Annotated in this window: 21 protein-coding genes; 12 read left to right on the top strand and 9 right to left on the bottom strand. The window is 71.1% G+C overall.

Translation table 11 applies throughout. The features are described from left to right. Positions 1 to 43: 43 nt before the first annotated feature. Entirely contained in the window at positions 44 to 175 is a 132-nt protein-coding gene (locus tag ACIBQ8_RS36895) for a hypothetical protein (protein ID WP_397194372.1), read from the top strand. 5 nt (positions 176 to 180) lie between these two features. Here ACIBQ8_RS36895 and ACIBQ8_RS36890 read toward each other — a convergent pair whose 3' ends face one another. Next, positions 181 to 939: an NAD(P)H-binding protein gene (locus tag ACIBQ8_RS36890; protein ID WP_397194371.1), complete on the bottom strand. Its 759-nt coding sequence runs from the start codon at positions 937 to 939 to the stop codon at positions 181 to 183. Positions 940 to 1,107: 168 nt separating this feature from the next. On the opposite strand from ACIBQ8_RS36890, the gene ACIBQ8_RS36885 reads away from it, so the two are divergent. Further along, positions 1,108 to 1,995 carry a maleylpyruvate isomerase N-terminal domain-containing protein gene (locus ACIBQ8_RS36885; protein ID WP_397194370.1) on the top strand — a complete coding sequence of 296 codons (888 nt, stop codon included), beginning with the start codon at positions 1,108 to 1,110 and terminating at the stop codon, positions 1,993 to 1,995. A gap of 41 nt (positions 1,996 to 2,036) precedes the next feature. Continuing rightward, the gene (locus ACIBQ8_RS36880; protein ID WP_352327393.1) at positions 2,037 to 2,264 is read left to right on the top strand and encodes a hypothetical protein; all 228 of its coding nucleotides are present in this window, start codon (positions 2,037 to 2,039) and stop codon (positions 2,262 to 2,264) included. A gap of 264 nt (positions 2,265 to 2,528) precedes the next feature. Here the strand turns inward: ACIBQ8_RS36880 and ACIBQ8_RS36875 are convergent, their stop codons facing one another. Continuing rightward, entirely contained in the window at positions 2,529 to 4,328 is a 1,800-nt protein-coding gene (locus tag ACIBQ8_RS36875; protein WP_397173235.1) for an alkyl/aryl-sulfatase, read from the bottom strand. Positions 4,329 to 4,477: 149 nt separating this feature from the next. Between ACIBQ8_RS36875 and ACIBQ8_RS36870 the strand changes: the two genes are divergently transcribed. The 5 genes from ACIBQ8_RS36870 to ACIBQ8_RS36850 all read left to right on the top strand — a co-directional run bounded on the left by ACIBQ8_RS36870 (position 4,478) and on the right by ACIBQ8_RS36850 (position 8,067). Next, positions 4,478 to 5,116, top strand: a complete 639-nt coding sequence (locus ACIBQ8_RS36870) for an HAD family hydrolase (protein ID WP_397173546.1) — start codon at positions 4,478 to 4,480, stop codon at positions 5,114 to 5,116. Then, on the top strand, positions 5,113 to 5,571 hold the full coding sequence (locus ACIBQ8_RS36865) for a GNAT family N-acetyltransferase (RefSeq protein WP_397194369.1): 459 nt from the start codon (positions 5,113 to 5,115) through the stop codon (positions 5,569 to 5,571). Before ACIBQ8_RS36870 ends, ACIBQ8_RS36865 begins: the two co-directional genes overlap by 4 nt. A gap of 18 nt (positions 5,572 to 5,589) precedes the next feature. Then, positions 5,590 to 6,528, top strand: coding sequence for a ribose-phosphate pyrophosphokinase (locus ACIBQ8_RS36860; RefSeq protein ID WP_357966942.1), 939 nt, complete (start codon positions 5,590 to 5,592; stop codon positions 6,526 to 6,528). A 54-nt stretch (positions 6,529 to 6,582) separates the two neighbouring features. Further along, the gene (locus tag ACIBQ8_RS36855; RefSeq protein WP_397173231.1) at positions 6,583 to 7,329 is read left to right on the top strand and encodes a nucleotidyltransferase domain-containing protein; all 747 of its coding nucleotides are present in this window, start codon (positions 6,583 to 6,585) and stop codon (positions 7,327 to 7,329) included. A 99-nt stretch (positions 7,330 to 7,428) separates the two neighbouring features. After that, positions 7,429 to 8,067, top strand: coding sequence for a maleylpyruvate isomerase N-terminal domain-containing protein (locus ACIBQ8_RS36850; protein WP_397173229.1), 639 nt, complete (start codon positions 7,429 to 7,431; stop codon positions 8,065 to 8,067). A 53-nt stretch (positions 8,068 to 8,120) separates the two neighbouring features. Here ACIBQ8_RS36850 and ACIBQ8_RS36845 read toward each other — a convergent pair whose 3' ends face one another. Beyond that, complete coding sequence (locus ACIBQ8_RS36845; RefSeq protein ID WP_397173228.1) at positions 8,121 to 8,690, bottom strand: TetR/AcrR family transcriptional regulator; 570 nt, start codon at positions 8,688 to 8,690, stop codon at positions 8,121 to 8,123. Between the two features lie 73 nt (positions 8,691 to 8,763). On the opposite strand from ACIBQ8_RS36845, the gene ACIBQ8_RS36840 reads away from it, so the two are divergent. Both ACIBQ8_RS36840 and ACIBQ8_RS36835 read left to right on the top strand, forming a co-directional pair. Continuing rightward, positions 8,764 to 9,939 carry an FAD-dependent monooxygenase gene (locus ACIBQ8_RS36840; RefSeq protein ID WP_397194368.1) on the top strand — a complete coding sequence of 392 codons (1,176 nt, stop codon included), beginning with the start codon at positions 8,764 to 8,766 and terminating at the stop codon, positions 9,937 to 9,939. A 61-nt stretch (positions 9,940 to 10,000) separates the two neighbouring features. Then, complete coding sequence (locus ACIBQ8_RS36835) at positions 10,001 to 10,825, top strand: NmrA family NAD(P)-binding protein (RefSeq protein WP_397194367.1); 825 nt, start codon at positions 10,001 to 10,003, stop codon at positions 10,823 to 10,825. A gap of 1 nt (position 10,826) precedes the next feature. Here ACIBQ8_RS36835 and ACIBQ8_RS36830 read toward each other — a convergent pair whose 3' ends face one another. From ACIBQ8_RS36830 to ACIBQ8_RS36810, 5 genes are read right to left on the bottom strand one after another with little or no spacing between them, the layout of a single operon-like run. Then, on the bottom strand, positions 10,827 to 11,831 hold the full coding sequence (locus ACIBQ8_RS36830; RefSeq protein ID WP_397173223.1) for an ABC transporter ATP-binding protein: 1,005 nt from the start codon (positions 11,829 to 11,831) through the stop codon (positions 10,827 to 10,829). Next, positions 11,828 to 12,808, bottom strand: a complete 981-nt coding sequence (locus tag ACIBQ8_RS36825) for an ABC transporter ATP-binding protein (RefSeq protein WP_397194366.1) — start codon at positions 12,806 to 12,808, stop codon at positions 11,828 to 11,830. Before ACIBQ8_RS36825 ends, ACIBQ8_RS36830 begins: the two co-directional genes overlap by 4 nt. Further along, on the bottom strand, positions 12,805 to 13,686 hold the full coding sequence (locus tag ACIBQ8_RS36820) for an ABC transporter permease (protein ID WP_397173221.1): 882 nt from the start codon (positions 13,684 to 13,686) through the stop codon (positions 12,805 to 12,807). Before ACIBQ8_RS36820 ends, ACIBQ8_RS36825 begins: the two co-directional genes overlap by 4 nt. Then, the gene (locus tag ACIBQ8_RS36815; RefSeq protein WP_397173219.1) at positions 13,683 to 14,738 is read right to left on the bottom strand and encodes an ABC transporter permease; all 1,056 of its coding nucleotides are present in this window, start codon (positions 14,736 to 14,738) and stop codon (positions 13,683 to 13,685) included. The genes ACIBQ8_RS36820 and ACIBQ8_RS36815 overlap by 4 nt, the downstream gene beginning before the upstream one ends. Continuing rightward, positions 14,735 to 16,555 carry an ABC transporter substrate-binding protein gene (locus ACIBQ8_RS36810; RefSeq protein WP_397173218.1) on the bottom strand — a complete coding sequence of 607 codons (1,821 nt, stop codon included), beginning with the start codon at positions 16,553 to 16,555 and terminating at the stop codon, positions 14,735 to 14,737. The genes ACIBQ8_RS36815 and ACIBQ8_RS36810 overlap by 4 nt, the downstream gene beginning before the upstream one ends. A gap of 146 nt (positions 16,556 to 16,701) precedes the next feature. Between ACIBQ8_RS36810 and ACIBQ8_RS36805 the strand changes: the two genes are divergently transcribed. After that, complete coding sequence (locus ACIBQ8_RS36805) at positions 16,702 to 17,052, top strand: DUF2809 domain-containing protein (protein WP_397173216.1); 351 nt, start codon at positions 16,702 to 16,704, stop codon at positions 17,050 to 17,052. 4 nt (positions 17,053 to 17,056) lie between these two features. Here ACIBQ8_RS36805 and ACIBQ8_RS36800 read toward each other — a convergent pair whose 3' ends face one another. After that, positions 17,057 to 17,317 carry a heavy-metal-associated domain-containing protein gene (locus ACIBQ8_RS36800; RefSeq protein WP_352325934.1) on the bottom strand — a complete coding sequence of 87 codons (261 nt, stop codon included), beginning with the start codon at positions 17,315 to 17,317 and terminating at the stop codon, positions 17,057 to 17,059. A 110-nt stretch (positions 17,318 to 17,427) separates the two neighbouring features. Between ACIBQ8_RS36800 and ACIBQ8_RS36795 the strand changes: the two genes are divergently transcribed. Continuing rightward, a complete protein-coding gene (locus ACIBQ8_RS36795; RefSeq protein ID WP_397173214.1) occupies positions 17,428 to 17,973 on the top strand; it encodes a type 1 glutamine amidotransferase domain-containing protein in 546 nt (181 codons plus the stop codon). Positions 17,974 to 18,008: the final 35 nt, after the last annotated feature.

The following is an 18,008-nucleotide window of genomic DNA, read 5'->3' as shown; positions in this document are numbered from 1 at the left end:
CACGAGCCCTTGGCGGGCCGGCGGTGATCGACAGCATCGCCCGGTGGAGGATGATCTGCCGTCTCAGCACTTTTCCGACGCGGACTGGACCGTCATTGCCGGAATCCTGGTGTTCCTGATTCTGCTGCCCACCATCGTCTCGATCGTCGTGGTGATGTCGCGCGGCCGGAGGTAGGGCGGTCAGAGGGTGGCGCGGAGGTGGGAGAGCATCGTGCGGGCGGGGCGGCCGAGGACGTTCTCCAGGTCGGGGGTCTGTCTCTCCAGCGCGCCTGCGCGGATCCGGGCGTTCAGCCAGGCCATCGGGCCGGGGCCGGCGTCGGGGACCTCGCGGTAGGGCACGCCCAGCGCTTCGGCCACCTCCGGGTGGGTCCACAGCGGCCCGGTGAAGTCGTAGGCGCGGCCCTCGTGGCCTTCGCCGGTCAGCACGTTGGCCGCCGCCTCGGCCAGGTCCGACCGGAACGCGGTGTTCAGGCCGCGCCCTCCGCCGCTCCCGGTCAGCTCGCCGCCCGCGACCCGGGGGACGAACGCGTCGCCGTAGAAGGGGTGGCGCAGGATCGTGTACGGCAGGCCGCTGCGCAGGAGGGCCTGCTCGGTGGCGTGGTGGGCCTCGGTCATGCCCGTGGCGACGGTGTCGGCGTCCAGGAAGCTGGTGTAGACGACGGCGCCGACGCCCACGTCCGCGGCGGCGGCGAGGGCGGCCAGGTGGTGGCCGATCCGGCGGCCGGGGTCGAGCTCCGGCGACGAGATCAGGAGCAGGCGGGAGGCGCCCTCGAACGCCGTGCGCAGACTCGCCGGATCGTCGTAGTCGCCCCGCCGCACCGGCACGCCCTCGGGCGCGCGGGCCGGATCGCGTACGGCGGCGACGACGTCCGCCCTGGTCCGCAGCCGGTCGATGACGAGACGGCCGAGCGCGCCCGACGCCGCCGAGATAACGATCATGGAGCTCCCTCTTGATCAGGATGGGTGCTCAAAGTGAACTGCCGCGACGTCCTGCGACGCCACCGCTTTTCCGCCCGGGACGGGCCCACGACGGCCCCAGAGGAGCATTTCCGGAGAAGACCGCCCAGGTCACCCGGGTTAGCGTGATCGTGGACCTCTGGAGAGAACATGGACGAGCTCATCACGTACGGCAAATGGGCGTCGGTGCGCGGCTCGCTCAAGGCGGCCACCGACCGGTTCGCGAAGCTGGTCTCCATCGTCGATCCCCACGCCATGGCGACCAAGGAGTGGACCGTCGCCGAGACCGCGGCCCACGTCGCCGCGATCGCCTCGCTCTACACCTGCGTGGTGCGCGGCGACGTGACCACGCCCTTCCCCGAGCTGGCCGGGCCGATACTCGGCGCGAACGTCGACACGGTGAGCGCCCTGAACGAGCTGGCGTTCGAGCACTTCTCCGAGCGGGACCCGGCCGTCCTGGCCGAGCGGCTGCGCGGCGACGTCCGGGAGATCCTGCGCGCCGGCGCGGAGGTCGATCCGGCGACGCCGGTCCCGTGGCTGGGCGACGCGCGGGTGCCCGTCGCGGGCGTGCTGGCCCACCTGCTGAACGAGCTGCTGCTGCACGGCTGGGACATCGCCCGCGCCACCCGTACCCCCTGGTCGGTGCCCGCGCGGGACGCCGGGCTGTTCTTCGACCTGTTCCTGATCGGGATGATCAGGAACGACTACGGACATCTGATGGACACCGGGACGCCCGCCCCGCCCCGCCGGATCACCGTCGGCTTCCACTCCGCGCACACCGCGCCGGCCGCGCTGGCGCTCGACCACGGGCGGGTGTCGGTGGCCGAGCTGGGGCCGCAGGTGGACGCGCACGTGCGGTTCGACCCGGCGGCGCTGAACCTGCTGCTGTTCGGCCGGATGTCCAGGACGCGGGCCGCGCTCACGGGCAAGGTGGCCGTCTGGGGGCGGCGTCCGTGGCTGCTGCCGGCCTTTCTGCGGTTCGTCCGCCTGCCCACGACGACGGTCCCGCGCACGCGCGTCGAGTCCATACAGGTGTGAACGCCACAAAGTATTCACTCGGTGGGCGCATACTGGAGGAGATGAAGCGAGCCAGCGGCGATTCTCGTCGTCACCTGCCCACAAGTCCCTTCAAACCGCCGCCTCCGGCGCCACCCGCGGAGCAGTTCGACATGCACGACCGGGTGAGCCACGACCGATTCGGCCTCGGTGTCGTCATCGGGGTGGAGGACGACGTCGCCGTACTGGTCGACTTCGGATCCCGGCAGGAGCGGATCACCACGCCGTTCAACAAGCTGTACAAACTCTGAGAGCCGGTCCGCGACGCCCGTGTGCCCAGAGGGCCGCATGGGCGGGACCGACGCGCGGCGAGCCCGGCTGAGGGCGCCGGGGTTCAGTGACTCACGGGGACAGAGGCCCGCGGGTCAGCAAGCCATGAGGTCACAGGCCCGAAGGGCCGGGCGGCTCGCGGCGTCGGCGCCTCGTGGAGTCGGAGCTCTGGGAGTCCGAGCTCTGGGAGTCCGAGCTCTGGGAGTCGGTGGCTCGTGGAGCCGGTGGCTCGTGGAGCCGGTGGCTCAGGGGGTGACGATGGCGAAGTCGCGGGCCGGGGAGTCGAGCACGGCGACCAGCCGCTGGAGCGCCGTGATGTCGCCCTCCCGCTCCACCCCCTCCACGCCCTTCCCTGCCAGCAGGCCGAGAAGCTGCGCCCGGGTGAGGCGGAGCGTCAGGTCCACGGGCTCCTCCGGCGGGTTCAGCCGCTGGACGAGCACCCCGTTGGACAGCGTGGTGCGGTACAGCTCCCCCAGGTCCGTCAGGTGCCAGTCGATCGACAGGCTCTCGTGCCAGGCCTTGGGGCCGTCCACGCGGATGGCGAGGGAGTCGAAGATCTGCTCCACCGTCAGGGCCGCGACCAGGTCGGGCGAGGTGGTGGTGACGCGGGTGGGCGCGATGCCGTCGGTCAGTTCCATGGCCCCCGTCAGGTACGAGTTGCGCCACGTCCCGTTCTCCGCGCCCTGGCCGAGCCGGGTGTAGACCTCGGCCAGCAGGTCCCTGGCCGCCTTGTTGCCCTCGTCGGCGAAGACGGCGTGGTTGAGCAGCTGGACGGCGAAGCGCAGGTCGTTCTCCTCGATGTAGCGGCGGGCGAAGGCCACGACGGCTGCGCCGCCACCCATGCACTCGACGTAGCGGATCGCGCTCTCCCTGGGCGGGTGCTCCCACAGGTGGGCGGGGTTGCCGTCGTACCAGCCGAGGTAGCGCTGGTAGACGGCCTTGACGTTGTGGCTGACCGAGCCGTAGTAGCCGTGGGTGTGCCAGACCTGTTCCAGCGCGGGCGGCACCCGCATCTGCTCGGCGATCTCGGCGCCGGTCAGGCCCTTGTTGAGCAGCCGGAGGGTCTGGTCGTGCAGGTAGGCGTACAGGTCTCGCTGTTCCTGGAGGAACCGGACGATGTTGCTCTTTCCCCAGGTCGGCCAGTGGTGGGAGGCGAAGGCGACCTCGGCCTGGTCGGCGAGCAGCGTGAGGGTCTCCGACAGGTAGCGGGCCCAGACGCGGGCGTCGCGCACCTGGGCGCCGCGCAGCGTGAGGATGTTGTGCAGGTTGTGGGTGGCGTTCTCGGCCAGGCACAGGGCGTCGCGGTCGGGGAAGAGGAAGTTCATCTCGGCGGGGGCCTCGGTGCCGGGGGTGAGCTGGAAGACGATCCGCACCCCGTCCACGATCTCCTCCTGGCCGGTGCGGCTGACGTCCACGGTGGGCGGGATGAGGGACGTGGTGCCGGTCGAGGAGGTCATGCCGAGGCCGCAGCCGATCTGGCCGTCCGGGGCGTGCGGCAGGGCGAGGCCGAACATGTAGCCGGCGCGGCGGTTCATGGCGGGGCCGGCGTAGACGTTCTCGGAGACCGCGTGGTCCATGAACCCGGCGGGGGCCAGGATCGGCACGTTGCCGTCGGTGACCCCGCGCACGCCGCCGAAGTGGTCGACGTGGCTGTGGCTGTAGACGACCCCGGTGACCTGCCGGTCGCCGCGGTGGCGGCGGTAGAGGGCGAGCGCGGCGGCGGCGCACTCGGTGGAGACCAGCGGGTCGATGACGATGACGCCGATGTCGCCCTCGACCAGTGTCATGTTGGACAGGTCCAGGCCGCGTACCTGGTAGATGCCGTCGGCGACCTCGTACAGGCCCTGTTTGGCGCAGAGCTGGCTCTGCCGCCACAGGCTGGGATGGGCGGTCTCGGGGCATTCGGCGTTGAGGAAGGCGTAGGAGTCGTTGTCCCAGACGACCTCGCCGCTTCTCGACGTGACCACGGCGGGGGTCAGCTTCGCGATGAAGCCGCGATCGGCGTCCTCGAAGTCGCCCGTGTCATGAAATGGAAGGTCTGCCATGTCTGCTCGCATGCCCCTGAATGGACGCTCGTAGCTCAACAACCAGCCCCAATAGCATGAAACTCGGGCAATAAGGACAGGGAGCGGCGGCGTAGCGGCGCGGACGGTGTGATTGGGTGGTCCCAAGCTGATCTCATCCGGGGGTGGTCATGGAAGCGTGCGTGTTCGACCTCGACGGCGTGCTCGTCGATTCCGAACCCGTCTGGGAGCAGGTGCGGCGCGCCTTCGTCGCCGACCACGGCGGCACCTGGCAGCCCGACACGCAGTCCAGGCTGATGGGCATGAGCACCGGCGAGTGGGCGGCCTACCTGCACGAGCTGGGGGTGCGCCTGACGCCCGGCGAGATCGCCGAGGGCGTGGTCGACCAGATGGCCGAGCGCTACCAAGACGGCGTGCCGCTGCTGCCGGGTGCCCGCGAGGCCGTGCGCCGGCTGGCCGCGCGGTTCACCCTCGGCCTGGCCAGCTCGTCGCCGCGGCGGCTGATCGACGTGGTGCTCGACGCGTCCGAGCTGCGCGAGTACTTCGTCACCACGGTCTCCACCGAGGAGGTCGCGCGCGGCAAGCCCGCCCCCGACGGCTACCTGGAGGCGGCCCGGCGGCTGGAGATCTACCCGAAGGACTGCGTGGCGGTCGAGGACTCCAGCAACGGGCTGCGTTCGGCGCACGCGGCCGGCATGCGGGTGATCGCCGTGCCGCATCCCGGCTACCCGCCCGACGACGACGCCCTCGCGCTCGCCTGGCAGGTCCTGCCCGACCTCGACGCGCTCACGGTCGAGGCGCTGACGTGACGACCGACGGCATGGGCGTCCGCCCCCGCACACCGGCCGACCTGACCGCCTGCACCGACGCCCTTGCCCTGGTGCACGCCGCCGACCGCTACCCCGTCGACTGGCCGGCCGATCCGCAGGGCTGGCTGACTCCGGGCGACCTCCTGCGCGCCTGGGTGGCGGTCGAGGAGGGCCAGGTGCTGGGCCACGTGGGCCTGGCGGGCGCCGCGGAGGGCCCGCAGGTCACCCGGCTCTTCGTGGTGCCCGCCGCCCGGGGCCGCGGGCTGGCCGCCGTCCTGCTGGAGACCGTGCGGAAGGCGGCCGGGGCGCCCGTCGTCCTGGAGGTCTCCGACGAGGGCCGGGCCGCCGTCGCGCTCTACGAGCGGCTGGGCTGGCGCCGCGTCGGCAGCACCCGCGCGCGATGGCTCAACGCCGCGGGCGAACCCGCCCTGCTCCACCACTACGTGAGCCCGTGAAGCTATCCTCTGGGAATCGTGCGAGACATCACGGTATTTTCCGGCAGCGCCCATCCCGAGCTGGCCGAGGAGATCTGCTCCCATCTCGGAACCCCGCTCCACCCCGTCAAGGTCGCCCGCTTCGCCAACGACGCGCTTGAGGTGCAGCTCCAGGCCAACTGCCGCGAGCGCGACGTGTTCCTCATCCAGCCCCTGGTGCCGCCGACGCAGGAGAACCTGGTCGAGCTGCTGCTCATGATCGACGCGGCGCGCGGCGCGTCCGCGGCCAGGACGACCGTGGTGCTCCCCCACTACGCCTACGCCAGATCGGACAAGAAGGACGCGCCACGCATCTCCATCGGCGCGCGCCTGGTCGCCGACCTGATGGTGGCCGCGGGCGCGAACCGGGTGCTGGCCATGACGCTGCACTCGCCGCAGGTGCACGGCTTCTTCAGCGTGCCGGTCGACCACCTGCACGCGCTGCGCGAGCTGGCCGCGCACTTCCGCCGCTACGACCTGTCGAACGCCGTCGTCGTCTCCCCCGACCTGGGCAACGCCAAGGAGGCCGCGCACTTCGCCCGCCTGCTCGGCACCGGCGTCGCGATGGGCGCCAAGCAGCGCTTCGCCGACGACCGCGTGGTGATCAGCTCGGTCATCGGCGAGGTCGCCGGCAAGGACGTGATCATCCTGGACGACGAGATCGCCAAGGGCAGCACGGTCATCGAGCTGCTGGGCCGGCTGCGTGAGCAGGGCGTCAACTCCGTCCGGGTGGCGTGCACGCACGGGCTGTTCGCGGGCGGGGCGATCGAGCGGCTGAGCGCGTTCCCCGAGGTCATGGAGATCGTCTGCACGAACACCGTGCCGCCGCCCAAGCCGAGTGACAAGCTGACGGTGTTGTCGATCGCGCCGGCGCTGGCCGAGGCCATGCGCCGGATCCACGACGGCGAGTCGGTGAGCGCTCTGTTCAGCACGTCCTGACGGCCCGCCCCGGTGATCTTCCGGGACGGCCGGGAATGGATCATAGTGGACATCATGCATGCGGCCACAGACGTCCTGCTCCGGCGGTTCCGAGACGGCGTGGGCGAGGTCGTGCCCCTGGTGTCGCTGTGGGCGCACGGCTCGCTGGGCGCCGGCGACTACCAGCCGGGGCGCAGCGACCTCGACCTGATCGCGGTGGTCGAGACGCCGGTCACGATGGAGCAGTGGCGCCGGATCAAGGGGCTGCACCGCGGGCTCGGCCTGCCGCTCGCCGACCTCCTCCACTGCTCCTACCTGCCGCTGGAGGAGCTGGCCGACCTGCGGGTCGAGCACGTGACGTGGGCCCACGAGCAGATCTTCCGGCGCCCGGTGACGGCGGTGACCCGCCGCGAGCTGCACACGGCTCCGCTCGTGCTGCACGGGCCGCCGCCGGCCGAGCTGCTGCCGGCCGTCTCCGACGCCGTGCTGGCCGACTTCGTCCGTACGGACCTGCGCGAGTTCTGGCTGGACAAGACCCGCGGGCGGCGGCGCTGGCTGCGGGACGTCTGGGTGGACCTCGGCCTGCTGACCGTCGCCAGGGCCTCGGTCACGCTGCGGGAGGGCCGGTTGATCACCAAGCGGGAGGCCCTTGACGTGCTGGCCGGGATGGGCGCGCCGGAGACCGTCCTGGCCGACGTGCGGGCCCGCCGGTACGGCACGCCGCGCCCGGTGCTGAGCCGCTTCAGAAGGGGCAGGCTGACCCGCGCCTTCGTCCGGTCGGCCATCGGGAAGGTGCTGGCGGAGGGCCCCGACGAGACCTGAGCCGCCCCCGTCTCAGTGGGCAGGACGGCGGCACCCCGCGGATCGCCGAGGGATAGTCTTGGCCCCGACTTACCACCCGAACCGGGGAAAGGGCGGCAAATGGGGGAGATCAGGCAGTCCTATCTGGTGGCCGCGACGTCGGCGATGTCGCTGCTGCGCGACCCGGCCGTGCGGGCGGCGTGGGACAAGCCGAGCGCGCTCACCGAGTTCAGCGTCGCGGGCCTGGCCGGGCACCTGGCCCACCAGATCGTCAGGGTCATCGACGTGCTCGACTCCGGCGAGGAGCCCGGGGCGCCGATCCCGCTCATCGAGCACTACACGAGGTCGCCGTGGGTGCAGGCCGGTCTCGACCACGAGAGCAACGTCAGCGTCCGGGTGGGCGGCCAGGCGGCCGCCGCGGACGGGCACGCCGCGCTCGTCGAGCGCACGCAGGCGCTGCTGGACCGGCTGCTGGCCGAGCTGCCCGCCGAGCCGGCGGACCGGATCGTGCGGCTGCCGTGGACCGGCTGGTCGCTGCGGCTCGACGACTTCCTGCTCACCAGGGTGACGGAGCTGGTCGTGCACTCCGACGACCTGGCCGCCAGCGTGGGCGTCGAGACGCCGGAGCTGCCGCCGTCGATCAACGAGCCGGTCGTGGAGCTGCTGGCCCGCCTGGCGGTGCACCGGCACGGCGCCACCGCCGTCATCCGCACCCTCAGCAGGGCCGAACGCGCCCCCGCCACGATAAGCGCCTTCTGATCACCACGCCCGGGGCCGGGACGCGATAGGCGCCTTCTAGGCCCCGGCCCGGTTCACGAGCCGCCCACCAGGCGCAGCGCCTCGGCCACCTCGCGCCCGGACAACGCGCTGTCCGGGTCGAGCAGCCACTGCGCCAGGAACCCCGTCAGCATGGCCTGGTACAGCGAGCCCACCAGCCGGGCCCGCTCGGGGTCCGTCTCCGCCCGCACGTCCTGGAACAGCTCGGCGAGCCCCAGCCGCGCGCCCTTGAGCGCCGGGACGAGCTGCTCGCGCAGCTCCGGCACGTGATCGATCTGCCCGAGCAGCTCAAGCTGGGTGATCCAGAGCGGCCGCAGCCGGTCGAACGACTCCACCACCCGGTCCCACGCCGCCGCGAACCGCTCCAGCGGTGAGGAGCCCTCCTCGACGTCGGCGACGAGCGTCCGCGCCAGGTCGTCGCCCCATTCCTGCATCACCTCGAACAGCGCCTCGTTCATCAGCGCGTCCTTGGACTTGAAGTGGTAGCCGATGCCCGCCAGGCTCACGCCCGACGCGGTCGCGATGTCGCGCGCGGTGGTACGCGAGTAGCCCTTCTCGATCAGGCAACGCTTCGCCCCGGCCAGCAGGTCTTCCCTGTTTCCCATGCCCAGACGTTAACACGAACGTCTGAAAAGTCCGTCCTAGACAAGCGTCTGAGACATGTGTACCGTTCTCGGCATGAAGAACGTCCTGATCTCCGGCGCGAGCATCGCCGGCACCTCGCTGGCCTACTGGCTGCGCCGCCACGGCTGCACCGTCACCGTCGTCGAGCGCGCTCCGGCCCTGCGCACCGGCGGCTACAAGGTCGACATCCGCGGCGCCGCCCTCGACGTGATCGGGCGCATGGGCCTGCTGGACGCGGTCACCGCCCGCAGCACCGGCATGCGCGTGGCCACCCACTACGACCGCAAAGGCCGCCCGGTGGCCACCATGGACGCCGACCTGTTCGGCGGACGCGAGGGCGACGACGTCGAGATCATGCGCGGCGACCTCAACGAGCTGCTGTACGACCTCACCCGCGACGACGCCGAATACCTCTTCGGCGACTCCGTCACCGCCGTCTCCGACGACGGGCTGGTCACCTTCGAGCACGCCGCGCCCCGCCGGTTCGACCTGATCGTCGGCGCGGACGGCATGCGCTCCAACATCCGCAGGATCGTGTTCGGGGAGGACTCCCGGTTCGTCCGCGACCTGGGTTACTACGTCTCGATCTCCACCGTCCCCAACACCCTGGGCCTGGACCGCGAGGAGGCCGTGCACGCCGCCCCCGGCCGCACCGCCAACGTGTACAGCACCCGCCAGGACGGCGCCGCCAAGGCGCTGTTCATGTGGGCCTCCCAGCCGCTGGCCTACGACCACCGCGACACCGGCCGCCAGAAGGACCTGCTGGCCGAGGCCATGGCGGGGGTCGAGTGGGAGGTGCCGGCGCTGCTCGGCGCGGTGCGCGACGCCGACGACTTCTACTTCGACTCGGTCAGCCAGGTGCACATGGACAGCTGGTCGAAGGGCCGGGTCGTGCTGCTCGGGGACGCCGCCTACTGCGCCTCGCCGGCCTCGGGACAGGGCACCAGCCTGGCGATCGTGGGCGCGTACGTGCTGGCGGGCGAGCTGGCCGGGGGCGGCGGCGCGGCGGGCTACGAGCGGGAGATGCGGGAGTTCGTCCGGGTCAACCAGGAGCTCGGGCCGGTGAACGTCAGGGGCATGGTGATGGGCTCACGGCTGGCGCTGTGGTTCCAGCTCAGGATGCTCAAGCTGCTGCCGTACCTGCCGGGCAAGGAGAAGGTCGTCGAGCGGATCGCGGGGGCGATCCACCGGGCGGCCGTGGCGATCCGGCTCAAGAATTACTCGGAATGAAGCGTTCCGTTCTGCTACTATAAGAGCAGAACATTCCGTTCCGAAAGAAGTGGGGCTTCACATGACCATCCTCGTCACCGGTGCCACCGGGACCGTCGGCCGCCTCGTCGTCGAGGAGCTGCTCCAGGCCGGTCAGAAGGTGCGCGCCCTCACCAGGAACCCCGCCGGGGCCGCCCTTCCCGAGGGCGTCGAGGTCGTCGGCGGCGATCTCGCCGAACCGGCCTCCCTGGCCGCCGCCTTCGAGGGCGTCACCGGGGTGCACTTCATCAACTTCGCCGGCGACGACTACGCCCCGCTGCCCGACGGCGCCGGGCTCGCCGAACTGGCCGCCGACGCCGGCGTCCGCCGGGTCACCGTGCTCGGCGGCCGCGAGGACGGCGCGCTGGAGCAGGCGCTCGCCGCCACCGACCTGGAGTGGACGCTGCTCCACCCGGTCGAGTTCATGGCCAACACGCTCAAGTGGTGGGCGCACACGATCAGGACGGAAGGCGTCATCAAGGAGCCGTTCGGCGACCGGCTGAGCGCCCTGGTGCACGAGCGGGACATCGCCGCGGTGGCCGCGAAGGTCCTGACCGAGGGCGGCCACGGCGGCCGGACGTACGTGCTGACCGGCCCGCGCGCGCTCAGCCTGCGGGAGAAGGTCGCCGTCCTGGCCGAGGCCGTCGGCAGGGACGTCGGTTTCGTCGAGCTCACCGTGGACGAGGCGCGGGCCAAGTGGCGCGCCGACGGCATGGGCGAGCAGACCGTCGAGTTCCTGGTCGGCGCGCTGGGCAACACGCCGGAGGTCGGCTACACGGTCGTCCCGACCGTCCGGGAGATCACCGGCCGGGACGCGCGTGACTTCGCCGAGTGGGCGCGCGAGCACGCCGACGCGTTCCGCGGGTGAGCTACCCGCTGACCGCCGCGTAGTGGCAGGCGGCCTGGGCGTCGGGGACCGCGGGCAGGATGCTCAGCGCCTGCGACCGGCAGGCCGCGTCCACGCCCGCCTCCGCCGCTCGGCCGGAGGCCAGCACGTGGCAGCGGGGGTGGAACCGGCAGCCACCCGGCACCCTGGTCGGGTCCGGCGGCTCGCCGGTCAGCACGATCCGCTCGGGCGACTCCGGCAGCACCGACATCAGCGCCTGCGTGTACGGATGCCGCGGCGCCGTCAGCACCTGCTCCACCGGCCCCGACTCGACGATCCGCCCCAGGTACATGACCGCGACCCGGTCGGCGATGTTCCAGGCCAGGCCGAGGTCATGGGTGACGACGAGGGCCGACAGGCCGAGGTCGGTCTTGAGCTTGAGCATCAGCGCCAGGATCTCGCCGCGCACGGAGGCGTCGAGCGAGGCCACGGGCTCGTCGGCGATCAGCACCTTCGGGTCGAGGGCGAGCGCGCCGGCGATCACGACCCGCTGCCGCTGCCCGCCGGACAGCTCGTGCGGGTAACGCAGGAAGAACCGCTCGGGCGGCCGCAGCCCGGCCCTGGACAGGGCGGAGGCCACGATCTCCTCCTCGTCGGGCAGGCCGTGGATGCGCGGCCCCTCGGCGACCGCCTCGTAGACGGTCTGGCGGGGGTTGAGCGACCCCATCGGGTCCTGCAGGACGAGCTGGACCTGGCGGCGGTAGGCCCTGAGCGCCTTGGAGCCGTAGTTCAGCGCGGAGCCGTCGTAGCGGACCTCGCCGGACGTGGGGCGTTCGAGGCCGAGCAGCGTGCGGGCCAGCGTGGTCTTGCCGCAGCCCGACTCGCCGACCAGGGCCACGATCTCGCCCTGGCCGATCGCCAGGTTGACGCCGTCGACGGCGCGGGCGCTGCGGCCCCGCGAGGAGAACGCGACGTGCAGGTCACGGGCCTCCAGCAGCGCGCCCTTGCCCGTCGAGACGGTCTCGGCCGCGGTCTGCGTCTCGGTCATGAAGCCTCGACCTCCTCCTTGGAGCGTACGTGCACGCAGGCCGCGGCGTGGCGGGGACCGGCGGGCCACAGCTCGACGTCCAGGCCCGCGCATTCGTCCAGCGCGACCGGGCAGCGCGGGTGGAACGCGCAGCCGGTGGGGAGCTGCATCGGGTCCGGCGGGTCGCCGCCGAGCCCCTTGGGGGCCAGCCGCGAGACCGGGTCGCCCACAGTGGGGAACGCGGCCGCCAGCGCCCGGCTGTAGGGGTGGCGGGCGTCGTGGAACACCTCGCGGGAGGGGCCGTGCTCGACCACGCGGCCGGCGTACATGACCGCGAGCCGGTCGCAGACGTCGGCCAGCACCGACAGGTCGTGCGAGATCATGATCAGGGAGATGCCGTGCTCGGCGATCAGCTCCTTGATCAGCGTCAGGACCTGCGCCTGGACCATCACGTCGAGCGCGGTGGTGGGCTCGTCGGCGATGATCAGGCGCGGCGAGCAGGCCAGCGCCATCGCGATCATCACGCGCTGCCGCTGGCCGCCGGACAGCTCGTGCGGGTAGCTGCGGGCCCGCCAGGCGGGCAGGCCGACCTGTTCGAGCAGCTCGCCGACGCGTTTGCGGGCGCCGTCCGGCTTGGCCAGGCCGTGGACGAGCAGCGGCTCGGCGATCTGCTCGCCGATCCGGCGCACGGGGTTGAGCCCGTGCTGCGCGCCCTGGAACACGATCGAGGCCTCGGCCCAGCGCACGGCCCGCATGCGTCCCCACTTCATGGTGAGGACGTCGTCGCCGTCGAGCAGGATCCGGCCGCCGACGCGCGTGCTCTTGGGCAGGAGCCTGAGCAGCGCCATGGCCAGCGTGGACTTGCCGGACCCGGACTCGCCGGCCACGCCGAGCGCCGCTCCGGGGTCGAGGGTCAGCGACACGCCGCGCACCGCGGGCACCTCGCCCGACGCGATGCGGTAGGTCACCGACAGGTCGTCCAGTTCGAGGAGACTCATGCCGCCCTCCTGAGCCTTGGGTTCAGCACGGCCTCCAGCGCCCGTCCGACGAGGGTGAACGCCATGACGACCACGAGGATGGCCAGACCGGGGAGGATGATGTACCACCACGCGCCCTCGTTGGCCGCGCCGTAGTCGTAGGAGCCGCGCAGCATCGTGCCCCACGACGTCTTGTTCGCGCTGGCGCCGAGGAAGGCCAGCGTCGACTCGGTGACGATCGCGCTGGCCACCTCCAGCGTCGTGCTGGCCAGCAGCAGCGGCGCCACGTTGGGCAGGACGTGCCGGGTGGTGATGTGCCAGTGGCCGCCGCCGAGCGCCTTGGAGCGTTCGATGTAGGGCCGGGCCTCGACGGCGAAGGTCTGCGCCCTGATCAGCCGGGCCGTGGACGGCCAGGTGGTGACGCCGATCGCCATGATGATGGTGAACGTGCTGCCGCCGAGGATGGCCGCCAGCACCAGCGCGGTCACCAGCGAGGGCAGCACCAGGAACCAGTCGGTGACCCGCATCAGCGCGCCGCCGAGCCAGCCGCCGAAGTGCCCGGCGGCGATGCCGATGACCATGCCGATCACGATGCTGAGCAGCGCGGCGAGGAAGCCGATGAGCAGCGAGGCGCGCGAGCCCCACCAGATCATCAGCAGGATCGACCGGCCCGACTCGTCGGTGCCGAACGGGAAGGCCAGGCTGGGCGCGTCGAACTCGTCGCCGGGGGCGTCGATGACGCTCGTCACGCCCTCGTCGATGAACAGCGGCGCGACCAGCGCGAGCACCACGGCCACCAGCAGCACGACCATCCCGGCCACCCCGGCGCGGTGCCGGCGGAAGTCGGTCCAGAAGTTGCTCAGCGCCTGCCGCCTGCGCGTGGCAGCGACACTCGTCATGCCGACCTCACCCTCGGGTCGAGAACGTGGTAGAGCAGGTCGGCCAGCGTGTTCATGAGGATCACGGCCACGGTGATGAGCATGAACGTGCCCTGCATGAGCGTGAAGTCCGGGACCCGGACCGCCCGGTAGAACAGCTGCCCGAGGCCCGGCCAGGTGTAGATCGTCTCCACGGTGACCGCGCCGCCGACCACGAAGCCGATGCGCATGAAGACCAGCGTCACCGTGGGCAGCAGGGCGTTGGGCACCGCGTGGCGGCGGCGCACCTCGTCGTCGCGCAGGCCCTTGGCACGGGCCACGGTGACGTAGTCCTGGCTGACCTCCTCCAGCAACGACGACCGCATGACCAGCAGGTACTGGGCGTAGATCACCGCGACCAGGGTCAGGCACGGCAGCACCATGTGCGAGGCCACGTCGAGCAGGTACGCGAACCCGTCGGGCGCATCGACGCTCTCGATGCCGCGGAAGGGGAAGATGCCGGGGATCGGGCCGATGCCCACGCCGAGCACCATCATCAGCAGCAGGCCGAGCCAGAACGTCGGCACCGACCACAACACCAGCGACAGACCGGTGGAGAAGCGGTCGAACCGGCTCCCCCGCTGCCATCCGGCCCTGGTGCCCTGCCAGATGCCCAGGCTGACCGCGATGACCAGCCCGGTCCCGGCCAGCAGCAGCGTCGGGCCGATGCGCTCGCCGATGAGGTCGAGCACCGGCCGCTTGTACTCGTACGACGTGCCCAGGTCGAGCCTGAGCGTCTTGCCGACGAAGTCGAAGAACTGGTCGAGCACCGGCTTGTCGAGACCGAGCCGGTGACGTTCCATGTCGAGCTGCGCCGGGGTCATGTTGCGGCCCTGCGCCAGGTTCCGCACCGGATCGCCGGGCAGCATGCGGAAGACGAAGAACGTCCCGACGATCACCGCGGCGATGCTGAACAGCGCCCCGCCGGCCTTCGACAACGCGTACCTCAGCGTGCCGTGGCGAGCGGGGCGGTCCTCACCAGGGCCCGCCGCCTGGACGGCGGCGGGCTCTGCTGCTTCGAGCGGTGTGGTCATTCGCGCTCGTCCGCGGCGCTCTTGCGCCGCCTGGTCAGGAGGAAGGCCACGAGGCCGATGACCACCACGCCGCCGACCACGCCGACGATGAGACCGGTGTTGGAGCCGGAGCCGCCGTCGGAGGCCGAGCCGCCGGCCGCGGTCGCCTTGACGTCGGCCGTGTAGAACGGCCAGTAGCCGCTGCCGCCGTACAGCAGGCCCTTGTCCTCGGGGATCGGGGTGATGCTGGTGATCCGGTCCTTGCGGTAACCCTCAAGGTCGTTGGTGTAGTAGATCGCGATGACGGGGGCGTCGGTGTAGAGCCGCTGCTCCATCTGCTTGATGAGCTCGGCGCGCTTGGGCCGGTCGAGCTCCTTGAGCTGCTCCTGGTAGAGCTTCTCGAAGGTCGGGTCGCAGTAGAACGACTCGGTGCCGCCGCCCTCGCCGCCCGGCGCCGGCCTGCGGCTGCACAGGTGGGTGGCCAGGACCTCTTCGGGGTCGGGGTTGACCGACCAGCCGCTGATCGCGATGTCGAACAGCGCCGTGACGCCGGTCTCCTCGGTGAACTTGCTGGAGTCGAGCTTCTGGGTGGTCAGCGTGATGCCGATCTCCTTCCAGAAGCCGGTCAGGTACTCGGCGAGCTTGTCCTCGATCGGCGTGTCGGTGTGGATGCTGAAGCGGAACTCCAGCTTGCGCTTGCCGTCGGGCATCGTCCGGACGCCGTCGGCGCCCTTCTTGTAGCCGGCGTCGTCGAGGATCTTGTTCGCCTTGGCCACGTCGTAGGTGACCTTGTCCTCGCCCGTCGCCTCCCAGAAGAAGTCCTTGTACATGGGCGGGATGATCGAGCCGTCGGCGGGCTTGGCCAGCCCGCCCTGCACCTCGTCGACCAGCTTCTGCTTGTCGATGGCGAAGTGCAGCGCCTGGCGCACCTTCGGGTCCTTCAGCGCCGGATGGCCGTCGCCGATGGGCTTGTTGTCGGTGGTCGTGGCACCGTGGTTGATCTGCAGGTACGACGCCCGCCTGCCCTGGGTGTTCCACGCCTCGATGTTCGGGTCGTTCTCGATCGCCTGGAACTCCGGCGGCGTCATCCGGCCGAGCAGGTCGATGTCGCCCTTCTTGAGCCCGGCGATGGCGGCCTGCGGGTTGTCGTAGAAGATGAACTGGAGCTCGTCGACCTTCGGCTTGCCCCGCCAGTAGTTGGGGTTGGCCTGCAGCTTGACGTACTGGTCCTTCTTGTGCTCGACCGCGATGTACGGGCCGCTGCCCACGGTCGGGTACGTCTCCGCCTCGTAGTTGGCCATGTCGGTGACCTTCTCCCACACATGCTTGGGCATGATCGGGACCGGGTTCTCCAGCATGGACGCCTGCGGCGCCTTGGTCTTGATGATCAGGTCCTGGCCGTTGGCGGTGACGCTCGCGAAGTTCTCCACGGCGGGGCCGTTGGCCGTCTTGGCCGCCTCGTCCGTCATCATCTTGTTGAACGTCCAGGCGGCGTCCTCGGCCGTGACCGGCTGGCCGTCGGACCACTTGGTGTTACGGATCTTGAACGTCCAGGTGAGCCCGTCGTCGGACGTCGTCCACGACTCGGCCAGGTCGGGGCTGGGCTGGAGCGTCTTGGAGTCAGGGACGGTGAGGAAGCCGTACATCGTGCGCTGGATCGCGGTGGAGACCAGCCGGACCGCCAGGAACGGGTTCATGGAGTCCATCGCCTGGGTGGCGCCGACGCGTAGGATCTTCTTCCCCGCCGCAGGTTCCTGGGCCTGGGCCGCCGTGGCGCCTTGGCCGGCCACTAACAGCGCTACGCCCAGCACAGCCAGGCGTGCGAACCATTTCCTCATGATGCCTCACCTTCAGGCGGGGGATTCCTGTGTAGATGAAGGCACACCATACGGAGACCGCGTGTCAACGAGTCGCGGAAAATTGTTTCATTCTCGTTTCCTTCTGCGGTGTAAATTTTCAGTAGGCTTGGCACTACCGTGATCGGGTGCCCCGCCTGCCCGTTCTCCTCGCCGCCGTCGCGACCGTCGTGGCGGGGCTCGCCGTCCGGGTGTGGTGGGACGGGCCCGTGCCCAAGTACGCGGGCGACGCGCTCTACACCGTACTGATCTACGCGCTCGTCGTGCTGGCGCTGCCGCGGGTGCGGCCGTGGGCAGCCGCCCTGGCGTCGGGCGGGCTGAGCTGGGCGATCGAGTTCGCCCAGCTCGGTGAGATCCCGGCAGTCCTGCGGCCACTGCTGGGCAGCACCTTCAACCCGCCCGACCTGCTCTGGTACGCCGTCGGCGCGGCCGCCGCGTGCGCCGCGCACACCCTGTGGGCTCGGCGCCGATCCCCCTGAGGGGTCAGTGGCAGCCGCCCGAGCCGCAGCACGACCCGGCCTGCGGCAGCAGTTCCCGGCCGCCGCCCAGCTCGTAGCCGGCCTCGACGACGGCCGACTCGATGACGGCCTGGTCGATCGGCGCGCTGCTGGTCACGACCATCTCCTTGGCCGCGAGGTCGACCTCGACCGCCTGGACCCCGTCGACCTTGCCGACCTCGGCCCGCACCGAGCTGACGCAGTGGCCACAGGTCATGCCCTCGACCTGGTACGCGGTGATCACCATGTCCGAACTCCTCTTCTCTCGGCTTCGCGGCCCACTATATACCCCCCAGGGGTAATGAGCGCATACTTCGGCGGCGTCCGGATAGGGGAGGCGAAAACGAAGGGACAGTCATGTCGAACGGCAAGACCATCGCGTTCCTGGTCGCTCCCGAAGGAGTCGAGCAGGTGGAGCTCACCGAGCCGTGGAAGGCGGTCAAGCAGGCGGGCGGCACGCCCCGGCTGGTCTCCACGTCCTCGGGGCGGATCCAGGCGTTCAACCATCTGGACAAGGCCGACACCTTCACCGTGGACGCCACGGTGGACGACGCCGACCCCGGCGACTTCGACGCCCTGCTGCTCCCCGGGGGCGTCGCCAACCCCGACTTCCTGCGCACGGTGCCGCAGGCGGTCCGGTTCGCGCGCGCCTTCTTCGACGCCGGCAAGCCGGTGGCCGCCATCTGCCACGCCCCCTGGACGCTGGTCGAGGCCGACGTCGTGCGCGGGCGCACGCTGACGTCCTGGCCGAGCCTGCAGACCGACCTGCGCAACGCCGGCGCGACCTGGAAGGACCAGGAGGTCGTGGTCTGCACGGACGGCCCGAACACCCTGGTCACCAGCCGCAAACCGGACGACCTCAAGGCCTTCTGCCAGGCCGTCACGGACGCCTTCTCGGCCTGACCGCGGCACGTCATCCCGCTGTCGCCTCGGCCCCT

Source organism: Nonomuraea sp. NPDC049646 (assembly GCF_044465525.1).
Taxonomy (GTDB): domain Bacteria; phylum Actinomycetota; class Actinomycetes; order Streptosporangiales; family Streptosporangiaceae; genus Nonomuraea.
Note: the sequence above shows the minus strand (reverse complement) of the source record. Positions and strands in the feature narration are given on the sequence as shown.